The organism is Arthrobacter sp. ISL-72 (genome assembly GCF_018613755.1).
Lineage (GTDB): Bacteria > Actinomycetota > Actinomycetes > Actinomycetales > Micrococcaceae > Arthrobacter.
Genome location: NZ_JAGGPP010000010.1, coordinates 118,546 through 137,271, shown reverse-complemented (window position 1 = coordinate 137,271; position 18,726 = coordinate 118,546). Strand labels below are relative to the sequence as shown.

Genomic DNA, 18,726 nt, shown 5'->3' with positions numbered 1-18,726 from the left:
TCCGATGACAGCCAACAACACACCAGCAAACACCGCGGATTGAATTACGTCGGGCCGCCCAGTGGCCCGCTGAGCACGGTGGGGACATACTCGAGCAGCTGAAGCCGGCCGTCAAAGGTCCTGCTATCCAGCATCTCGAGCGAGACGTCCGGATAGCCGTCGTAGATCCGCTCCCGCCCGGTGCGGCCCGTGATCACCGGAAAGACGACCAGCCGGAACCGGTCCACGAGGCCCGCGATCAGAAGCGACCGGCTGAGGCTGAGGCTGCCGAGGGTGCTCAACGGCCCGGTCCCGGTCCGTTTCATCTCCGCCACGGCCTGGACGGCGTCCCCGGTAACGAGCTTCGAGTTCGGCCAGGTCAAGGGCGTCTGCAGGGTGGAGGAGAAGACGACCTTGGGCACGGCGGCAAGGCCGGTCAGGGCGGCCCCCTCATCCCCGGAGAATCCTGAGCCCTCGGCTGCCGCCTCCTCTGACATGCTGGACATCAGCCGATAAGTGTTCGCCCCCAGGAGAAACGTATAGCCCTTCTTCCCCTCCTGCTCCAGCCAAGCCAGGTATTCCGGCCCCTCCAGGCCCCACCAACCGGGCCACCCCTCCGCCGAGGCATAGCCGTCCAGGGAGATGATCAGGTCGACGATCAGGTCCGCCGATGACGTCTCTGCAGTTGTCTCGCCCATGGCCGTCTCCTCGATCTGATCGACGTCAGTGGTCGCTGGGCCTTTGGTCCGCGACAGCCGGTGCCGCAATGCTATGCCCGGTCCGATCACACCTTCAAGGGCCCGTGAATGCAGGGAAAGGTCCGCGCAGTGGTATTCGTTGCCACATCGGGAAGGTCCGGAAATCCGGGCAGATTCGCAGCAATTCGGTACACGGCACTAGCCACTCCAACGCCCGCGGTGTCCCCGCTGGTCAAACCAGCGAATGGAACCGCACTAGCACCTTTTATCAAGGCGACCTTAGGCGTAGCGTCTATCCCGCAGAGCAATGGGCGTGCCCGGCCTTCGGGCTGGAGTCGCCGGGCGCCGCCTCGGTTCTAAACCGTTGAAGGAGCGGGCATGGCTGGATGGAATGCTGACACAGCGGCCGGACCTGTGGGGGCCGGCACCCTGACCTTGGTGGAGGGTTCGTCCTTCTGCATTTCCCTGGCCAATGGAGATATCCATCCGGAACATCCTCACGGGGTTTTCCATGAGGACACCCGCATCTTGTCACGCTGGAATCTGACAGTGAATGGCCAACCCCTGGAGCCGCTCACAGCGGAGACGAGGGAGCCCTTCAGGGCGCTGTTCATTGGACGTGTCCCCCGCTCTGACGGGTACGCAGACAGTCCGATCATCGTCGAGCGCCTGCGGGAAGTAGGGGCCGGCATTTTCGAGCAGATCACCATCCGCAACTACTCCTCGAGCGAGACCGCGTGCATTGTTTCCCTGAACGTTGAATCGGATTTCGCGGACCTCTTCGAGGTGAAGGAGGCGCGGGTCCAGCGGCACTGGGAAGAATCCCGGCAGCCCGACGGCGACTCCTTGGTAATCAGGGCGGCATGGCAGGACCTCCTGAAGGGCGTCATAGTCAACGGCGCCGGCGCAGAGGTCACCCCCGAGGCCCTGACCTACCGGACCGTGGTTCCGGCGCGCGGCCACTGGACCGCCGAGGTGAGCGTTGTACCGGCAGTCGGCGGCAGCTCGGTCCCGGCGGCATCGTTCGTCCGACCGGCGGTAGGGGAAGTGTCGCCGAGCGACCGCCGCCGCCAGGAATGGGTGGCGAAGATTCCCAAGCTCCACATGGGCAACCGCTCCATCGAGCGGACCCTGCGGCGCAGCTATGACGACCTGGGTGCGCTCCGCATCGAGGACCCCGCCCATCCGGAGCGGATCGTGGTGGCGGCCGGCGCGCCCTGGTTCATGACCCTCTTCGGCAGGGACGCGCTGTGGGCCTCGGAAATGGCACTGCCGGTGGATCCGTCCCTGGCACTGGGCACCCTGCAGACGCTGGCCGACCGCCAGGGCAAGGTGGTGGACCTGGCGAGCGAGGAGGAACCCGGAAAGATCCTGCACGAGGTCAGGCTCGGCGTCTCCGGCGGGCTGGCGCTGGGCGGCAAATCCGCGTATTACGGCAGCGTCGATGCCACGCCGCAGTTCGTAATGGCACTCGGCTCGGTGAGCCGCTGGGGTTTCGCCAAGGACACCATCGCCGCGTTGCTGCCCCATGCGGACCGGGCGCTGGACTGGATCCGTAATTACGGCGACCGCGACGGCGACGGCTTCGTCGAGTACGAACGCCTCAACGACCAGGGCCTGATCAACCAGGGGTGGAAGGACTCGTGGGACGGCATCAACTTCGCCGACGGGACGCTGGCCGAACCTCCGATAGCGCTCTGCGAGGTCCAGGCCCTGGTCTACTCGGCGTACCTGTCCCGGGCGTGGATGGCGTACGACGCCGGCGACGCACCTTTGGCGGCCCGGCTCACCAAAGAGGCGGCTCAGTTGAAGAAAAAATTCAACGAGGAGTTCTGGCTGCCCGACCGCGGCTATTTCGCCGTCGCCCTTGACGGCAACAAGCGGCCTGTTGACGCCTGCGCGTCGAACATGGGGCAGTGCCTGTGGCACGGCATTGTGGATGAGGACAAGGTGCCGCTGGTGGCTGAGCGGCTAATGTCCCCGGAGATGTTCAGCGGCTGGGGCGTCCGGACCCTGGCCAGCGACATGGGTGCCTACAATCCCGCGAGTTACCACAACGGATCGGTCTGGCCGCACGACAATGCCATTATCGCGGCGGGCCTATTGCGCTACGGCTTCGTGAAGGAGGCGCAGCGGATCGCCACAGCCCTGCTTGAGGCGGCCGAGTACACCGACGGCCGCCTTCCGGAACTGTTCTGCGGCTTTGGCCGGGACCAGGTCACTGTTCCGGTACCTTATCCGACGGCGTGCTCCCCGCAGGCGTGGGCAGCCACCACACCCATCATGCTGGTGACGAGCCTGATGCGGTACGACGCTCACGTGTCCCGCGGCGGCATGTGGATGGACCCCGTGTTGCCTGAGTCCTACGGCGACCTGCACATCACCAACGCGCCCATGGGCGGCGGCCGGATAACCATCGACATCACGGGTTCGCAACCTTCCGTGCAGGGACTGCCTGAAGGATTGGTCTTCCACCGTGAACACCGGCCGTGGCTGACGGAGCTTATAGAGCAGGCCGGCCTGGCAAAGTGAGCAGTGGGAACAAGCAGTCGTGCAACCTTCTAGCTCAAGACAGCACGCGGTAGACCACATGGGTGACCTGCCCCGCTGCCCGTGACTTCACCTGCTGGTTGATGGTCGCGCCGCCTTGGATCGCGACGTCGCCGAACGGGCGGTGTTCGGTCTGGTTGAGTCCGGCTGAGTACCCGTGGCGGTGATCGTGACGTCGCAGACCACCCTGCCCATACGTTCGGTCATTCGCCCTCTATTCCTCGTAGCGGCCTTCGTCGCATCGCGGTGAGCTTGCTGTCAAGCATCAGCATAAACGGACTCAGCACCATCTGACGCTACTATGTACCGGTGCAGCACCGAACGAATGAATGGCATCCCGGCACCAGCGTTTCCGAGCAGGCACCGGGTGTCTATTTCGCCGAAGGACCGGCCTCCAACTGGACGGTGGTCCGAGACCAGACCGGCTTCATCCTCATTGACAGCGGTTATCCCTCCGACCATCCTCACGTCATCGAATCCCTCCGATACCTGGGCCTGAATCCGGCGGACGCCCGGGCCATGCTGATCACGCACGGCCATGTGGACCACACCGGCTCGGCGGCCCACTTTTCCGCGTCATACGGAACGCCGATCCTGTGCGCCCCGGAAGAGCTGGCCCACGTCCAGGGGAAGGAAAAGCACCAAGTCACGTTCGGGCAGGTAATCATCCGGGCTTGGCGCCCGCGCGTCTTCCGGTGGATGATCCATGTCATCAAGGCTGGCGCCCTTGCGGCGGAGCCTGCAACGCGCGCCCGGGCATGGGACACCGAGATGCTCCGGAGCCTGCCCGGATCCCCGGAAGTGATCCTGCTACCGGGCCACACACCCGGCAATGTCTCAATCTTTCTTCCCCGGGCAGGAGCGATCGCTGTCGGTGACTCGTTTGTCAGCGGTCATCCGGTAAGTCGAAAATCCGGACCGCAGATGCTTCACAACATGTACCACACCGACCCTGCAGCGGCGCTGGCTGCAATCCACCGCCTGGACGGCATCAACGCCTCGGTCATACTTCCCGGACACGGCCCCGCGTTACGCATGCCCCTGGCCGAAGCGCTGGCGGCTTTGGGGAGCTAAGCAGGGAGTTCTCCGCCCGAATCGTGGGATACATGGCCGACGTTCTACCGCCTGCTGATCGGCGAAAACGCGCCCCGCCACCCGTGTCGCCCTTGCAGTTGCCGGCGGGGGGCTCATCGTCGCCGGCATCGACCCCACCTTGAGTGGGATCGACCGTGCGACCATGCGCCAGGTTTTGACCGATTCCGCACGACGCGTCATCCTCCCCTACCGCACCTGATCGCACGATCGGCGGCACAACCGCTTGCTACAGCACGACACGTCACGATTGAACCGGTGAAAGGTCCCGCACTATTGCCAGGTATGCCCCCGTACTCGATCCATCCGGCTCATGGCCCCGACGGCCATGTTTCAGCTGGATGGAAAAGAAGGGCCTTCAGGAAAATCTGGACAAATCCTGTTCAAATCTGGCCTGTTATCTGACCGATTCTTGAGCCCAGCTTGCCATAGTCGCTAATAGCAAAGCCATCGCACAGGGCGAGCCAAAGGACAGGGCCATGAATGCCAGGACTGTACTCACCAATCAGCACACCGACAGCCACTGGACCGCTCATGACATCAGAGAAAAGCTTGGGCGGGAGCTGGAATCTGATCCGGGCCTGGCCGAATTCCTTGCCGCAGCACCTAACATGGCACGCGCCCTCAAAGCCATCCTGAACCTGGACCTTGGCGAACTGGCCGAGCGGCTGGTGCGGGCGGAGATTAGCGAACTTTTGCACTAACATCGCAGGGACGCCGCTTGGGGAAGGTGGAGGTTCCGTAGAACGCTCGACGTCGGCACACCTGAGTGCCGACGTCGAGCGCTAATGCGTGGTCCTGCGCAGGCAAGGCCCCGTCACCTCACCAAATCCGCGCCCGATGTCGCATCCGGTTCTGCTTCTGCGGCGATCGCGTCCCTGACCGACTCGGCCAGAGTCGTGTCGTTGCGGGAGATGGCGTAGTGCACCGCGGCCGCCAGGATTGCTCCGATAAACCAGGAGAAGGCTGAGAGCGCGCCAAAGAGGGGGACTAGCGCCAATATCACTGCAGGGGCGGCGGAGAGGACGAACGAGAGGACGGCCTTGGGGTTCCAGCCGCGCGTGTACGTGTAGTACCCCTGTTCACGGAAAAGGTCTGGCACTAGCACATGCTGCCTGCGGAGCACGTAGTAGTCGACCATGATAATTCCGAACAGGGGCCCGAGCAGCGCGCCGAGCCCGCCGAGGAAAAGGTTGATCACGACCGGACTGTTGAACAGGTTCCAGGGTGTGATGACGAGCGCGATCATGGCTGCGATCAGGCCACCGCGCCTGAAGTCGATCCTCGAAGGCCAGGCATTCGCCAGATCGTAGGCCGGCGAAACGAAGTTCGCGACAACGTTAATCCCCAAGGTTGCAACAGCGAAGGTGACAGCCCCGAGCAGAAGCGCCCAGATACTGTCGATCCGCCCGACGATCTCAACCGGGTCGTAGATGTGCTCCCCGTATACCTTGAATGTTCCTGCGGTGACGAGGACGGAGACCACGGAGAAGGCAATGAAGTTCACCGGCAGCCCCCACAGGTTCGCCGCTCGAACAGCCTTGCGGGAGGGCGCGAAGCGGGAGAAGTCGCAGAAGTTAAGCATCAGGGTGGAAAAGTACGTCACGGTCAGCGCTATGGCGGCAAAAAACGCATGCGCGGCACCCCATTGGGCATTTCCCCCCGGCAGGTCCAGGGAAATGCTCCAGCCCGCGTTGATCAGGATGTAGACGACCAGCAGACCCATCACCGCCCAGACCGCCGGGCCGGCCCAGTCCTGGAACCTCCGGATCGTCTCCATGCCGTTTCGAAGCAGCAGAAGCTGAAGTGACCACATCAGCAGGAAGGCCAGCCATCCGAGGGTGGATTCACCAAGGAAGTTGTTCTCCGTCAGCCCGTTCAGTTCCGGCCACACCTTCAGGGCGATGATGATGACGGCCCGGGAGGCGAGCCAGGTCTGGATGCCGTACCAGGCGATGGCCACAAGCGCGCGAATCAGGGCCGGCAGGTTGGCGCCGAACGTCCCGAACGAGACCCGCGCAAGCACCGGGTAGGGAACGCCGGTTTTCTGCCCGGCGTAGCCGGAGAAGTTCATCAGGAAAAAAACTACGACGATCCCGACCACCAGCGCCAGGAATACCTGCCAGGCACCCAGACCTAACGCGAAAAGACCGGCGGCGAACGTATAACCGCCGAGCGAGTGGATGTCCGACATCCACATCGCAAACAGAGAATAGAAACCCCACGTCCGATATTCGGCCGGTGCCAGGTCCTTGTTGTACAGACGAGCACTGGCGCCGGGCGGAATTGGGTGAGACATCGGATCCTCTCTTCCCAAACTTCAACACTCGAAAGGAGGATTTTTCAACCCACCAACAGAAATGCGTCCATCGATGCCAATATACCCCCGGCGTGCGCGGACACGATGCTAGGCAAATGAATTCTTGCGGACCAGAATTGCCATCATGACTGGATCCAGCCGCGAAGCATTGGAAGCCGCCAGTTTGTGGCTCGAGTCCCGGAACGTGGCCCTTTTGTGGGGGACCGTCGTAGACCTGGGCGGCGTCATCCGCGGTAAGGGAATTCCGCTTCGCCGACTAGGTGCGTTCACTGAGAATGGCATGGGGGCCGCACCGTCCTGGAGTGTCTTCTGTATTGACAATGCGTTGGCCTTCACTCCCTCCATTGGAGTTGTCGGCGACCTGCGCCTGCGCCTGGACCTGGACCGAATCAGCCTGATCGACAAAGGGTTGGCGTGGGGGCCGGCAAACATACACGACCAAGACGGCAGCCCATCGGAGCTGTGCCCCCGCCGACGGCTCGCCTCACTGGTCGACATGGCCGCCGAGCAGGGATTGAGTGCGCTCATGGGCACCGAACTTGAGTTCACGCTCACCACCCTTGAGGGTGGACGAATTCCGAAAAGATCCTGGGCCGCCTACGGGATGTCAGCAGTAGCTGCCCACTCCCAGTTTGTGGTGGACCTAGCGGAATCCCTGGAAAAGGCCGGCGTTTCCCCGGAGCAGATTCACGCCGAATACGGCGAGGACCAGTTTGAAATTTCGTTGGCCCCGGCAACGCCGGTCGAGATGGCCGATGCAGCTGTGCTCGCCCGCCTCCTCACCGGGATGGTGGCGGCACGCCATGGGATGGGAGTTTCATTCTCGCCGCTGCCGTGGGCGGGTGGGGCCGGCAACGGAGCCCATCTCCACCTGTCGCTGATGCGCGAGGGCCACCCGCTGTTCTCCGGCGGAGACGGTCCGCACGGAATCACTGCCGAAGGCGGCGCCGCAATTGGCGGGATACTGGCAGGATTGAGCGATTTCATGGGCATCTATGCGGGGTCCGTGGTTTCCGGACAGCGGCTCCGGCCAGGTAGCTGGGCGGGGGCGTCCGCTTGTTGGGGGCTGGAGAACCGTGAGGCGGCCCTTCGGTTCGTGGCTGCCACAGCCGGAAATCCGCATGGCGCCAATGTGGAGCTCAAGGTGGTCGATCCGAGCGCGAACATCTACCTGGCGGCAGCTGCACTACTGGGCTCTGCAGCCAGCGGAATTGAGGCCAATCTTCCGTTGCCGGCCGAAGTCGCCATCAATCCGGCAGAGAGTCCCCGCAAAGATTCGATGGCCCTGCACACGGAGCAGTCGATAATTCTTGGGGCCCTCGAGGATTCCGAGCTGGCTTCGAAGACTCTGGGTCCGGCCATTGTCCACGGCGTCATCGCAGTCCGCCGCCACGAAGTTGAGCACTACAAGAACAAGGCTCCAGCCGACATCGCGGAGGACGTCCGCTTCGCCTGGTCCGTCTGAACTGGCTGAAGAGGTGGGAACCGTATGTCGTTTGGTGATTTCGACCTGTTGGCTGGACTGGAAGAAAAGGTCCCGGCAAGACTTGCGGCAGCCGTCGCGTTGATGCCTCTCGTGGACCATCACGTTCACGGCTGCTTTACGCGGACTTTAACCCGGGCCGAATTTGAACAAGCAATCAACGAAGCGTCACCGGACCCGATCCCGGAATTCATGACTCCGTTCGACTCCCAGCTGGGATTCGCCATCCGGCGATGGTGCGCACCGCTGTTAGGACTGGAGCCGCATGCCGGGGCGGATGACTATTGGGCCGCCCGCAGCGCGCTGCAACCGGAGGAGCTGAACGGACTGCTGCTAGGCAGGGCCGGCGTCGAGCACTGGATCGTCGACACAGGCGTCAGCCCCTCCGGCATTTGCACCCCAGAAATCATGGCGGAGCTTTCCGGCACCGGCAGCTCGGAAATCCTACGACTCGAACTTCTGGCGGAGACGGTGGCACAGGAAAAGGACTCTCCGGCGTCCTTTGCGTCGGACTTCCGGGACGCGCTGGCCGGGGCCGTCCCCGCCGTCGTTGGCCTCAAGACGATTGCCGCTTACAGGTGCGGCTTCGACATCGATTGGGCCGACCCAAGCGCGCGGAAGGTGGAGCAAGCATTTGCGGCATGGAGGACGGCTTCCCCCGGGGCGTCAAGGCTGCAGGACCCGGTGATCACTTCATTTATTGTCCATGCGGCAGCAGCGTACGGGCTGCCAATCCAATTCCACGTGGGCTTTGGAGACCGGGACATGGACCTGCATCGATCCAATCCCGTGCTCCTGCTCGGGCTGCTGCGTCAGGCCGGGATGCAGAACGCGCCCGTCATGTTGCTGCACTGCTATCCGTACCACCGCGAAGCGGGCTATCTGTCCCAAGCCTTCAATAACGTCTACTTTGACGTGGGACTGTCCCTCAACTACGTAGGCGCCAGAAGTCCTGAGATCGTGGGCGAATCATTTGAACTGGCGCCCTTCGCAAAGCAGCTCTACTCCTCCGACGCCGTTGGTCCTCCGGAACTGCATCTGCTGGGTTCCATCCTCTGGCGCAGGGCGCTGGTGCAGGTTCTGGGCAGTTGGGTCCAGCGTGGCGAATGGTCGGAATCAGATGCCATCCGGGTGGCCGAAATGACAGCTTACGGGAACGCACGGCGGGTCTACGGCATCTGAGAACCGGTCGATAGGTGGTACTGACAGAGACTCCCTCAAAATTCGGTGTCGCCGTAGCGTGGTCTGCATGGCTGCAAGCAAGGAGAACGCATGAACATCGAACCCACCTACCCCACCAGTAAGAACCCGCCGGAGCAGTTCGTTGGCGATGTATGGCTGGACCCCATAGCGCTTCCTCACGAAGACGATCAGCGCATGGTCGTCGCAACCGTTCGCTTCGCTCCCGGTGCCCGCACAGCCTGGCACTCCCATGCGCGCGGCCAGTTCCTTCGAGTCACCCAGGGTGTTGCCAGGTTCGGAGGCCGTGACGGCACGATCATTGAGGTCCACCCCGGCCAGACCCTGTACACGCCGCCCGGTGAAGAACACTGGCACGCGGCCGCGCCCGGCTGCTTCATGGAGCACATCGCAATGCTTGAGAACGGCGACGATCCGTCCACGACCACTACCTGGCTTGAGCACATCACCGACGACGAATACAACGGCACCCAGTCCAGACCCTCCCGCACATGACCAGCACATGCCCCGCCACCGCAACCGTGAGCGCTGAGGTGCGCGGCTTCATCCCGGCCACTGTCTCGTTCGTCTCCGTGTTCGCCGCAGGCGCCGCAGCGATTCCCCTCTACGACACCTACCGAACCGCCGACGGTCTGACCAATGACGAGTTTTCACTTGTCGCCGTCGTCTACTTCGCCTGCGCAGTGTTCGCCCTGCTTGTCCTCGGCCGGCTCTCCAACCACCACGGGCGACGTCCCGTCTCGATTGCCGCGCTCATGCTCGCCATCGCCGGCTGCCTCACCCTGCTCTTTGTCAATAGCTTTCTCCCCCTCCTGATTGGGCGTGCCCTCCAAGGACTTGCCGCCGGCCTGGCGTCCAGTGCAATCGGCGCATACGCCGTAGACACGGCACCGCGGCGGCCAAGAGGGCTCGCCGCGACCGTCACCACTGCCGCCGCCACAGTCGGTCTCGCCGTCGGCGTCTTCCTTTCGGGAGTGCTCGTCGAATTCGCGCCGGCTCCCCGCGAGCTCACCTTCTGCGTGTTCGCTGTGGTCCTGCTCGGCTGCGCAATTGCACTCGCGGCCTCCCCCGAGACCGTGCCCCGCACCCCGGGCGCGTTCTCCTCCCTGATCCCCCGGTTCGCCATTCCGAAGGCATCCCGCGGCTACCTGCCCCTGGCCTCGGGAGTCTTTGTCGCCACTTGGGCGTTCGGCGGCTACTTCACCTCGTTCGGTCCCTCGATCGCCGCCGACAACCTCGGCTCGCACAGCCCCGTCGTCGCGGCGGCCGTGTTCGCCTCGTCCATGGCGCCGAGTTTCCTCGGGGCCTTCATTGCCGGGCGCTTCACACCGGCGGCAGCGCAACGCATCGGGATGACGCTCGTAGCCGTGGCAGGAGCCAGCCTCGCGTTCGCCAGTACCGCCGGAATCCTGGGGTTGTACCTCAGCGCGGGCGTGGTTGGCGGCATCGGAATGGGCATCGCAACCTCCGGCAGCATGAACACACTCCTGCCCGAAGCGCTCCCCCGGCAACGCGCCGGTCTGCTCGCCGTGATTTACGCCATCTCGTACACGGGATCCGCTGTCCCCAGCCTCATAGCCGGACAGGCCAGCCGGGGGGTCAGTCTCCCCGCGATCACCGTCGGCTAGGCGATCCTCGCGGCCATCGTCTGGTTAGGCACACTCGTTGCCGCCCGTAACCCGGACACTCACAGGGCCAAAGCTTTCTGACCGCGGAAACACCGTGCTTGGACCGGGACACACCCGGGTTCGGGCTCTTGAAAAACCGCCGCTCCCCCGAGGGCCCGCAGTCGCCTGGCTGCGTCCGGGCCGGCCGCAACCGCGGCCGGCCCGGACGCCTCGGTCAGCGCAGGTCGAACCGGTCGAGCTCCATGACCTTCACCCAGGCCGCGACGAAGTCGTTGACGAACTTCTCCCCGGCGTCCTCGCTAGCGTAGACCTCGGCCAGTGCCCGCAGCTGGGAATTGGAGCCGAAGACCAGATCGACCGGTGTTGCGGTCCACTTCAGCTCCCCGGTGGCGATGTCGGTGATCTCGTAGACGTTCTCCTCCCCCTCCGACGCCTTCCACCGGGTGCCCGGGGAGAGCAGGTTGACGAAGAAGTCGTTCGTCAGGACCTGGGGCCTGTCAGTGAGGACGCCGTGGGAGGAACCGTCGACGTTGGCGCCCAAGGCACGCATGCCACCGATGAGCGCTGTCATCTCAGGCGCAGAGAGGTCCAGCAGGTACGCCTTGTCGAGCAGGAGGGTCTCCGGCTGGAGCTTCCCGCCGGGGCGGACGTAGTTGCGGAACCCGTCCGCCCGGGGCTGCAGGTACTGGAACGACTCGACGTCGGTCTGGTCCTGGGAGGCGTCGGCGCGGCCTGGCCGGAACGGCACGGTGACAGCGAAACCCGCGTCCCTCGAGGCCTTCTCCACCGCCGCGCAGCCGCCGAGGACGATCAGGTCCGCCAGCGAAACCTTCTTGCCCGCGGCCTGGGCGGAGTTGAACTGCTGCTGCACAGTCTCGACCGCCTGCAGCGCAGTCGCCAGCTTCTCGGGCTGGTTCACCTCCCAGCCGCGCTGGGGCTCCAGCCGGATCCGCGCGCCGTTGGCTCCGCCGCGCCTGTCGGTCTTGCGGAAGGTGGACGCCGCGGCCCATGCCGTGCTGGCGAGCTGCGAAACGGACAGGCCTGAGTCAAGGAGCTGGGCCTTGAGCGATGCGATGTCCTGCTCGTCGATCAGCTCGTGGTCCACTCCCGGGATGGGGTCCTGCCAGAGCTGCGGTTCGGGGACCCACGGCCCCAGCAGGCGGGGACCGACGGGGCCCATGTCGCGGTGCAGCAGCTTGTACCAGGCCTTGGCGAACGCCAGCGCGAACTCGTCCGGGTTTTCCAGGAAACGCCGCGAGATCTTCTCGTAGACGGGATCCACGCGCAGCGAGAGGTCCGTAGTGAGCATCGTGGGCCGGTGCTTTTTCTCCGGGTCGTGGGCATCGGGGATGATCTCCGGGCCGTCCTTGGCCACCCACTGGTGTGCGCCGGCGGGGCTCTTGACAAGCTCCCACTCGTGCTCGAACAGGATCTCGAAGAAGCGGTTGCTCCACTGGGTGGGCCTGTCCGTCCAGGTGACCTCCAGGCCGGACGTGATGGTGTCCGCCCCCTTGCCGGTCCCATACGTGCTGAGCCAGCCCAGGCCCTGCGTCTCGAGGTTGGCGCCTTCCGGCTCCGGCCCGACGTGCGCGTCCGCGTCACCGGAACCGTGCGTCTTGCCGAAGGTGTGGCCGCCGGCGATCAGAGCGACGGTTTCCTCGTCGTTCATCGCCATCCGCTTGAAGGTCTCGCGGATAAACGCCGCGGCCATGGCGGGATCCGGGTTGCCCATCGGCCCCTCGGGGTTGACGTAGATCAGGCCCATTTCCGTGGAACCGACCTCCTCGGACATCTGGCCTTCGCCGATGTAGCGTTCGTCGCCGAGCCAGGTGTCCTCGGGTCCCCAGAAAATTTCCTCGGGCTCCCACACGTCCTCGCGACCAAAGGCAAAGCCGAAGGTCTTAAAGCCCATGGACTCAAGCGCGACGTTTCCGGCGAGGACGAGCAGGTCGGCCCAGGAGAGTTTTTGGCCGTACTTCTGCTTCACCGGCCACAGCAGCCGCCGGGCTTTGTCCAGGTTGGCGTTGTCCGGCCAGCTGTTGAGCGGTGCGAACCGCTGGCTGCCGTCTCCCGCGCCGCCGCGGCCGTCGTGGACGCGGTAGGTGCCGGCGGCGTGCCAGCTCATTCGGATCATCAGGCCGCCGTAGTGGCCGAAGTCTGCGGGCCACCAGTCCTGGGAGGTGGTCAGGACTTTAATGATGTCCTGCTTGAGCGCCTCGACGTCGAGCTTCTGGAACTCCTCGGAATAGCTGAACGTGGGTCCGAGCGGGTTGCCCGCCGGGTGGTGGGCATGGAGAACGGAGAGGTCGAGCTGGTTCGGCCACCAGTCTGCGGTGGTCCGTGGCCGGTGCGCTTTGGGTTGCGGCGAGTCGATCGCCGGGTTCTCGCTCTCGCTGCCGTGCGAGGTCACGCTGTCATGGGCGACCGGGCACCCGCCCTCAACCTTACTGTCGAGACCCTGGGCGCTTCCGGGTGTTGGGATCGGGGGGTGATCCTGGCGATCCGTCATGTTTTTCCTTCCATAGGGCCGAGGCCGTGGTCGGACTCGGGCGGCCGGTTCAACCCTCCCATTTGACCATGAGCGCGCGGCCGCGGGGAGAGCCCCAAGGGGTTGATTGGAAAAGACTGTCCTGGAACCGCAATCAACCAATTCAGTCACGGGCCGCGGGGGCATGAACTGAAGTCATACCTCGAAGCACCCCCTTGACTGTTCCGTAGCGTCAACCTCTAGGGTCGGATTATCGGACGATGGCGGCGGAAAGGAGTCAAGGATGAACTGGTCCATTCAGGAAATTGCAAGGATGGCTGGGACCACCAGCCGGACTTTGCGCCACTACGACGACATCGGACTGCTCAAGCCCAGCAGGATCGGCACCAACGGCTCCGCTATTACGACGGCGGCTCGCTGCTGCAGCTGCAGCGTATCCTCCTGCTGCGCGGACTCGGTCTGGGCCTGCCCGCCATCGCCGAGGTCTTCGACCGCGAGACGGATGCGGTCAGCGCGCTCAGCAGCCATCTGGAGTGGCTGAGGCAGGAACAGGAACGGCTGGGCCGGCAGATCGCATCGGTCCGGCAAACCATCGAGACAGTGAAAGGAGGTGGCGAACTCATGGCAGAGAAAATGTTTGATGGCTTCGACCACACGCAGTACAAGGACGAGGTCGAGGAGCGCTGGGGCAAGGAGGCCTACGCGGCCAGTGACACTTGGTGGCGCGGAATGACCGCCGAAGAGAAGGCCGCCTGGAAGCAGCGCTCCGGGCAGCTCGGAAGCGACTGGCTGCGCGCCGCGGAATCTGGCATTTCCGTCGCCAGTGCCGAGGCCCAGGAACTCGCGAGGCGCCATGTGGAATGGCTGACGTCCATACCGGGAACCCCGGCCGCAGAGGGCGGCGGCGACACGAAGGGTTACGTGACCGGTCTAGGTGAGATGTACGTGGCCAATCCCCGATTCGCGGCGAACCACGGTGGGGAGGCCGGTGCAGTGTTCGTTCGCGACGCGCTCCGGATCTACGCCGAAAGGCACCTCGGCTTCCAAGGCTCCTAAGTGCATCTACGAACTCCCGGAACTCAGCGGTGTGGGCCGGTCCGCGAGCAAGAACTTCAAATGTGCAAAGATGACCCGGCCCGCTCGCTGTCCGTTCCCCGCCGGCTCGACTTCGGCACGGTCTGGTTCAACTCGCACCTCGTCATCGCTAACGAAATGCCCTGGGGCGGCTTCAAGGGCTCCGGCTACGGCCGGGACCTCTCCAGCTACGCCCTCGAGGACTTCTCCCGCACCAAACACGTCATGTACAACCACGGCTGACCATCTCCACGGCAACGAGTATCAGGAAGCGGACGACGGCGGGAGCTCCCGCCGTCGTCCGTTTGCGTTGCCCGTTGTAACACAGGCAGGTAGTGGGTAATCTACGGCCTACCGGACATTCGGCCGCATCAGGCGGCACCCGGAACGGCGCTGTCGTCAGGGGCTACGCCCCGTACCTTTAAGACGCCCAGTCACCGCACTGCCGACAATGCGGAACGCAGGACGCCACGCTTCCATTCAAGGGAGAACCTGATGTTAGGCACCAGAAGCTGCCTCGCCGCCGCTCTTGCTGCAACCCTCGTGACCATAGCCACCCCCGCGCAAGCGGCCGCCGCCACGCTCGTGAGCGTGGGGCCGGGAATCCTTGTTGCCAACGGCGCCGCGGTGGATGTCCCTGTCACCTTCGTGTGCGATACCGATCCAGCCTTGATCATCGCAATACCCGTGGTCCAAGTCACCCAAAGAGTCAGCGACGGACGCATCGCCGGCGGCGGCGGAAACGATCAGCTCAGCTGCACCAAGCAGGCCCAAACAGTCACCATACGAGTCATTCCAAATATGATGGCGTTCGACGAAGGTGCCGCCGCAGCATCGGTCTACCTGCAAACCTGCAGCGCGCAATTTCAGTGCACCGCCACGATTCTCCACACCGAAATAACGCTCGCCAATCCTGCCGGCGCAGGGGAGGAACTGAGTCGTTAAGCCAGGTCTGTTGGGTGGGCATGATCCACTTGAGTTGGATGCCGCTCCCCCCATGAGCGCGAACGAACACTTAAGGCCCTACCCGTCGAGGAACCGCAGCAGTAACGGGACGGTGGCGTGCATGGTCCGCAGGTCCCCGCCGCTGGCGGCCTGCTCGCCGAGGTAGTCGCCGTGGCCGCCGGGGACGATCAGGAGCCGGGCGCCCTGGATCCGGCCAGCCATCCTCGCGGCATATTCGGCGGAGACAATGTCCCGGTCCCCGACCACCACCAGCGTTGGCGCCGTGATCGTGCCCAGCTCGTCGTCGGACCAGCCGGGGAAGTCCAGGATGCGCCGGCGGTCCAGCTCGAAAAGCAGCTCCAGATGGCCGGGGCGGGGTTGAGGAGGCGGTCGGCGTCCTTGTAGGTGTCGGGCATGTCCGCGAGGGTGGCTTTCGACATGCCCTCCCAGAACTCATCGGGAACGGCGTCCCGGCTCACAAAGGTGGAGGCTATGATCAGCCGCCGGACACTGGCGGGGCGCCCGAGTGCCAGGGCGACGGCGGTGTGGCCTCCGGCGCTGAACCCCAGCACGTCCACGGTTTCCATGGCGAGCTGTTCCAGAACAGCCAGGGTGTCGCCGGCGGAGTTCTCGGCAGTGAGGGGGGCGGCCGGTGGGGTGGGTGCGGCCGTGGCCCTCCTCCTCGACGGCAATCACCTGGCGGTGTTCGGTCAGCAGCGGGATGATCTCACTGAAGTTGGTGCCGATGGTAGAGCCGCCGCCGGGATGAGGAGCAGCGGCGGCTGGCCGGGCACCGCCTGCCCGTGGACCTCGTAGTACATGCGAAGGCCGTTGTTGTCCGCGTAGCCGTGGGTGAAGGCCACACGGCATCCTAACTCCGGCCGTGTCCGGCAGAAAGGCCCAGCACAGGCGGAGGAAAACCGACTGTTCCGCGAGCGCGTCGCCGAATCCTCGGCAGCCATCAAGCTCCCGCTGTGGCTGTCGCTCTCAGTCCTGACGATCCTGGCATCGGCACGGCGTCGGTGGCGGCCAAGGGATTCAGCCTGTCCATGGTCGCCGGGTACGGAATCATGCTGGCCCTGGTCCTGGTGAGCACTGCGCTGGCGAAGCTCACCCGGAAGATCTCGGCGATCGTGTACATCACCACTATCGGCGCCTACATCTCCAGCCCTTGGTTCTTCGGCGCCGAGTCACTCACCGGGTTCATCAAGACCGTTGACTTCCTGTCCATCGCCACCGTCATGCTGACGCTCGCGGGCCTGTCCCTCGGCAAGGACATCCCGCTGCTGAAGAACATCGGCTGGAAGATCATTCCCGTGGGCCTGGTGGCGATCACCGCGTCCTTCCTGCTCTCCACCGTGATCGCGGAGTTCGCCCTGGGGCTCTGGCACTAGCAGCAGTATCGCCGGTTATAGCGGCCCCGCACGGAGTTTTTTCGTGACCTTCGGCGCACCTAACTCGATCTGGACAAAAACTCCAGGGGCTTTTCGGAACGGAAAGAACGGACGACGGCGGGACATCCCGCCGTCGTCCGCTTGTGTTCGGTCAGCTTTCGGGCAGTCGACCGGCCAGTCCCTGGAGCGACGGTTCGCGGCCCAGCTCCACATGCGCATAGGCCAGCGCCGCCGCCAGCTCCGCCTTGCCGTCGTAAATGGCCTTGCACAGGCTTAGGTGCTCGGCGCACTGAACCTGGGGGTCACGGTGCCCGGTCAGGGTGAAGAGCCACTGCATCCTGCCCAGCAGGGGCTTCATGGAGTACTCCAGCAGCGAGTTGCCCCCCATCGCAACGATCTCTGCGTGCAGGGCGGTGTTGATCAGCGGTATCTGCGCATGGTCATGGCGCAGCGTTGCGTCCTCGGCCTGGTCCATGATCTGCTGCAGCTCGGACGACGACTGGCCCCTCGCCGCGGCCTGGGCGGCGAGGCGCGCGGCCAGGACCTCCAGGCTGAGCCGCACATCAAAGAGTTCGTTGACGTCGCGCAGGGTGATCTGTTTAACGGTGGCGCCACGGCGCGGGGAAGCGTCAATGAAGCCTTCGGCCTCCAGCTGCTGCAGTGCTTCGCGGACGGGCACCCGGGATACAGCCAGGGTCTGGGACAGCTCGCGTTCCCGGAGCCGGGACCCCGGCGCGAAGTCACCTGAGATGATCAGTTCCCGGATCCGTGCCCGGGCAGTGTCAGCCGAGGATGCGGGAGATTCCGCCTGGACTGTCATTCATGCCTCCGTTTTGCTGCGGCGTCTGACTTCCGCGGTCTCTCAGTTATTCAGCGCCACGCGGGTGCCAACCCCCTTATCGAGCGCAGCGTCGTACAGGAGCCGCCCGATGGCAAGGTCCTGCAGACCGATACCCACCGAGTTGAACAAGGTTACGTCCTCATCGCCAACGCGTCCTGCTCTTGTCCCCGCCGCCACGTCACCAAGCTCGGCTTCCACGTCCTCGAAGCTCATGACACCTTCGGTCACCGGGATGATCAGCCCGCCGGACTTGGCCCGGGCCGTGGCCAGGCTGTCCACAAAAACCCTCGCCCGCACCATGCCCTCCGAATCAATCTCCCGGTGGTCCGCCCGTGGACGGGAACCGACGGCGTTCACGTGCAGCCCGGGCTTGAACCACTCACCCTTGACCAGCGGCTCAACCGCCGGCGTGAGCGTGCACAGCACATCGGCAGCCTCCACGACTTCTTGGACGCTGGAGGCGCGGGTGATGTTCAGTCCGTGGTGGGAAACCTCCCCGCAGAAGGCGGCCACCGTGCCCGCGGAACGAGACCACACCACCACGTTTTCGATGGGAAGGACGGCCAGCATCGCTTCCACATGGGCCACGGCCAGCGCGCCTGCACCGACGAGTCCCAGGGTTGTGCTGCCCGGCCTCGCAAGGAGCTTCGTGGCCACGGCGCTGGCAGCGGCCGTGCGGACCCGGGTGGGGACTTTGCCGTCCAGGATGGCCAGTGTCTCGCCGGTCAGCTGGGAGACAAGCATGATGGTGGACCGCTGTGTGGGCAGGCTGGACTCCCGGTTGGCCGGAATGTCCGCCAGCAGCTTCACCGATGCCAACTCCTCGTCGCCGGACAGCGCTGCCATCGGCAGGAACCGCGCGTCCGATGACGGCAGGAGAAGGGAATCCGGCGCCGGCTGAACAGCGGTTCCCCGGCTGAGGCCGGCGAAGACGCGTTCGACGGCGGTAATGGTCCCCGGCATGTCGGCCAGGGCCTGGAGCTCGGAGGCTTTAAGAATCAGTGTCATGGCGGCTTTCTCAATGGGAGGGCGTG

At 64.5% G+C, this 18,726-nt stretch carries 16 protein-coding genes and 2 pseudogenes; 11 read left to right on the top strand and 7 right to left on the bottom strand.

The window, feature by feature from the left end; all coding sequences use genetic code 11:
* Positions 1–44: 44 nt before the first annotated feature.
* Positions 45–677, bottom strand: a complete 633-nt coding sequence (locus J7I92_RS12020) for a dihydrofolate reductase family protein (protein ID WP_214840744.1) — start codon at positions 675–677, stop codon at positions 45–47.
* Between the two features lie 378 nt (positions 678–1,055).
* Between J7I92_RS12020 and J7I92_RS12015 the strand changes: the two genes are divergently transcribed.
* The 3 genes from J7I92_RS12015 (at position 1,056) to J7I92_RS12005 (ending at position 5,023) form a co-directional block, all read left to right on the top strand.
* Positions 1,056–3,209, top strand: coding sequence for a glycogen debranching N-terminal domain-containing protein (locus J7I92_RS12015; RefSeq protein WP_214840742.1), 2,154 nt, complete (start codon positions 1,056–1,058; stop codon positions 3,207–3,209).
* Between the two features lie 327 nt (positions 3,210–3,536).
* Positions 3,537–4,301: an MBL fold metallo-hydrolase gene (locus tag J7I92_RS12010; protein WP_214840740.1), complete on the top strand. Its 765-nt coding sequence runs from the start codon at positions 3,537–3,539 to the stop codon at positions 4,299–4,301.
* A gap of 497 nt (positions 4,302–4,798) precedes the next feature.
* The gene (locus J7I92_RS12005) at positions 4,799–5,023 is read left to right on the top strand and encodes a hypothetical protein (protein ID WP_214840738.1); all 225 of its coding nucleotides are present in this window, start codon (positions 4,799–4,801) and stop codon (positions 5,021–5,023) included.
* Positions 5,024–5,136: 113 nt separating this feature from the next.
* On the opposite strand, the gene J7I92_RS12000 is transcribed toward J7I92_RS12005, so the two are convergent.
* Positions 5,137–6,618 (bottom strand): NCS1 family nucleobase:cation symporter-1, encoded by a 1,482-nt coding sequence (locus J7I92_RS12000; RefSeq protein WP_251039836.1) that lies wholly within the window; start codon positions 6,616–6,618, stop codon positions 5,137–5,139.
* Positions 6,619–6,763: 145 nt separating this feature from the next.
* On the opposite strand from J7I92_RS12000, the gene J7I92_RS11995 reads away from it, so the two are divergent.
* The 4 genes from J7I92_RS11995 to J7I92_RS11980 all read left to right on the top strand — a co-directional run bounded on the left by J7I92_RS11995 (position 6,764) and on the right by J7I92_RS11980 (position 10,950).
* Complete coding sequence (locus J7I92_RS11995) at positions 6,764–8,104, top strand: glutamine synthetase family protein (RefSeq protein ID WP_214840734.1); 1,341 nt, start codon at positions 6,764–6,766, stop codon at positions 8,102–8,104.
* A gap of 210 nt (positions 8,105–8,314) precedes the next feature.
* Entirely contained in the window at positions 8,315–9,304 is a 990-nt protein-coding gene (locus tag J7I92_RS11990) for an amidohydrolase family protein (RefSeq protein ID WP_251039835.1), read from the top strand.
* Between the two features lie 90 nt (positions 9,305–9,394).
* On the top strand, positions 9,395–9,817 hold the full coding sequence (locus J7I92_RS11985) for a cupin domain-containing protein (protein WP_214840733.1): 423 nt from the start codon (positions 9,395–9,397) through the stop codon (positions 9,815–9,817).
* Positions 9,814–10,950 carry an MFS transporter gene (locus tag J7I92_RS11980; protein ID WP_214840731.1) on the top strand — a complete coding sequence of 379 codons (1,137 nt, stop codon included), beginning with the start codon at positions 9,814–9,816 and terminating at the stop codon, positions 10,948–10,950. The genes J7I92_RS11985 and J7I92_RS11980 overlap by 4 nt, the downstream gene beginning before the upstream one ends.
* Positions 10,951–11,164: 214 nt before the next feature.
* On the opposite strand, the gene katG is transcribed toward J7I92_RS11980, so the two are convergent.
* Positions 11,165–13,459, bottom strand: a complete 2,295-nt coding sequence (katG, locus tag J7I92_RS11975; protein ID WP_214840729.1) for a catalase/peroxidase HPI — start codon at positions 13,457–13,459, stop codon at positions 11,165–11,167.
* Positions 13,460–13,721: 262 nt separating this feature from the next.
* On the opposite strand from katG, the pseudogene J7I92_RS11970 reads away from it, so the two are divergent.
* The 3 genes and pseudogenes from J7I92_RS11970 to J7I92_RS11960 all read left to right on the top strand — a co-directional run bounded on the left by J7I92_RS11970 (position 13,722) and on the right by J7I92_RS11960 (position 15,457).
* Positions 13,722–14,494 (top strand): annotated as a pseudogene (locus tag J7I92_RS11970) (MerR family transcriptional regulator).
* 60 nt (positions 14,495–14,554) lie between these two features.
* Entirely contained in the window at positions 14,555–14,755 is a 201-nt protein-coding gene (locus tag J7I92_RS11965; RefSeq protein WP_396020378.1) for an aldehyde dehydrogenase family protein, read from the top strand.
* A 252-nt stretch (positions 14,756–15,007) separates the two neighbouring features.
* Positions 15,008–15,457, top strand: coding sequence for a hypothetical protein (locus J7I92_RS11960; protein WP_214840727.1), 450 nt, complete (start codon positions 15,008–15,010; stop codon positions 15,455–15,457).
* 78 nt (positions 15,458–15,535) lie between these two features.
* On the opposite strand, the gene J7I92_RS23890 is transcribed toward J7I92_RS11960, so the two are convergent.
* Both J7I92_RS23890 and J7I92_RS23885 read right to left on the bottom strand, forming a co-directional pair.
* Positions 15,536–15,679: a hypothetical protein gene (locus J7I92_RS23890; RefSeq protein ID WP_251039834.1), complete on the bottom strand. Its 144-nt coding sequence runs from the start codon at positions 15,677–15,679 to the stop codon at positions 15,536–15,538.
* On the bottom strand, positions 15,646–16,149 hold the full coding sequence (locus J7I92_RS23885) for an alpha/beta fold hydrolase (protein ID WP_251039833.1): 504 nt from the start codon (positions 16,147–16,149) through the stop codon (positions 15,646–15,648). Before J7I92_RS23885 ends, J7I92_RS23890 begins: the two co-directional genes overlap by 34 nt.
* A gap of 211 nt (positions 16,150–16,360) precedes the next feature.
* Between J7I92_RS23885 and J7I92_RS11950 the strand changes: the two are divergent.
* Positions 16,361–16,851, top strand: a pseudogene (locus tag J7I92_RS11950) (DUF3100 domain-containing protein); the annotation flags it as partial.
* A 151-nt stretch (positions 16,852–17,002) separates the two neighbouring features.
* Here J7I92_RS11950 and J7I92_RS11945 read toward each other — a convergent pair.
* Together J7I92_RS11945 and J7I92_RS11940 are read right to left on the bottom strand one after the other, a co-directional pair.
* Positions 17,003–17,671 (bottom strand): GntR family transcriptional regulator, encoded by a 669-nt coding sequence (locus tag J7I92_RS11945; RefSeq protein ID WP_214840725.1) that lies wholly within the window; start codon positions 17,669–17,671, stop codon positions 17,003–17,005.
* A 42-nt stretch (positions 17,672–17,713) separates the two neighbouring features.
* Positions 17,714–18,700: an ornithine cyclodeaminase family protein gene (locus J7I92_RS11940; protein ID WP_214840723.1), complete on the bottom strand. Its 987-nt coding sequence runs from the start codon at positions 18,698–18,700 to the stop codon at positions 17,714–17,716.
* Between the last annotated feature and the right edge of the window lie 26 nt (positions 18,701–18,726).